This is a genomic window from Draconibacterium orientale (assembly GCF_900111425.1).
Taxonomy (GTDB): domain Bacteria; phylum Bacteroidota; class Bacteroidia; order Bacteroidales; family Prolixibacteraceae; genus Draconibacterium; species Draconibacterium orientale.
Window position 1 is genome coordinate 1 of the sequence record NZ_FOHT01000084.1, and the last position, 1,457, is coordinate 1,457.

The 1,457-nt window shown below is 44.8% G+C and carries 1 protein-coding gene; it reads left to right on the forward strand.

Annotation, left to right across the window (positions count from 1 at the left end; all coding sequences use genetic code 11):
- On the forward strand, positions 1-1,457 hold a 1,457-nt coding region (locus BMW53_RS21065), incomplete at both ends, for an HYR-like domain-containing protein (protein ID WP_441294358.1).

Below are 1,457 nucleotides of genomic sequence, written 5' to 3' on the forward strand. Positions count from 1 at the left end.
ACCGAAACCAGAACTGACGGCAACTGCGCAAACAGCTATACATTAACACGCACCTGGACAGCTACTGACGACTGTGGTAATGAAACTTCATTTACGCAGACAGTGATCGTTTCTGACAACACTGCACCTACTTTCAACGAAACATTGCCAACAGCAGAAATTACTGCTGAGTGTGATGACGTTGCTGAGGCTGTTGTGCTGACTGCTGCTGACAATTGTGACTCGGATGTTCCGGTTGTTTTTGAAGAAAACAGAACTGACGGTAACTGTGCAAACAGCTATACCTTAACACGCGTTTGGACAGCTACTGACGACTGTGGTAATGAAACTTCATTTACGCAAACAGTAACTGTTTCGGATAACACTGCACCTACTTTCAACGAAACATTGCCATTAGCAGAAATTACGGCTGAGTGCGATGACGTTGCTGAGGCTGTTGTACTGACTGCTGCTGACAATTGTGACTCAGATGTTCCGGTTGAATTTACCGAAACAAGAACTGACGGCAACTGTGCAAACAGCTATACCTTAACACGCGTTTGGACAGCTACTGACGACTGTGGTAATGAAACTTCATTTACGCAAACAGTAACTGTTTCGGATAACACTGCACCTACTTTCAACGAAACATTGCCATTAGCAGAAATTACGGCTGAGTGCGATGACGTTGCTGAGGCTGTTGTACTGACTGCTGCTGACAATTGTGACTCAGATGTTCCGGTTGAATTTACCGAAACAAGAACTGACGGCAACTGCGCAAACAGCTATACCTTAACACGCGTTTGGACTGCTACCGACGACTGTGGTAATGAAACTTCATTTACACAAACAGTAACTGTTTCGGACAATACAGCTCCTACGTTCAACGAAACATTGCCATTAGCAGAAATTACTGCTGAGTGTGATGACGTTGCTGAAGCTGTTGTGCTGACTGCTGCTGACAATTGCGATGCAGACGTTCCGGTTGAATTTACTGAAACAAGAACTGACGGCAACTGCGCAAACAGCTATACTTTAACACGTACATGGACAGCGACTGACGACTGTGGTAATGAAACTTCATTTACACAAACAGTAACTGTTTCGGATAACACCGCACCTACTTTCAACGAAACATTGCCATTAGCAGAAATTACTGCTGAGTGTGATGACGTTGTTGAGGCTGTTGTGCTGACTGCTGCTGACAATTGTGACTCGGATATTCCGGTTGAATTTACCGAAACCAGAACTGACGGCAACTGCGCAAACAGCTATACATTAACACGCACCTGGACAGCTACTGACGACTGTGGTAATGAAACTTCATTTACGCAGATAGTGATCGTTTCTGACAACACTGCTCCGGAAGTTACCTGCAACGATATTACGGTTCAACTGGATGCAAACGGTGTTGCAACCATAACTGTTGATGATATCAACGGCGGAGCAACTGACAATTGTGGAACTATCGACACCAT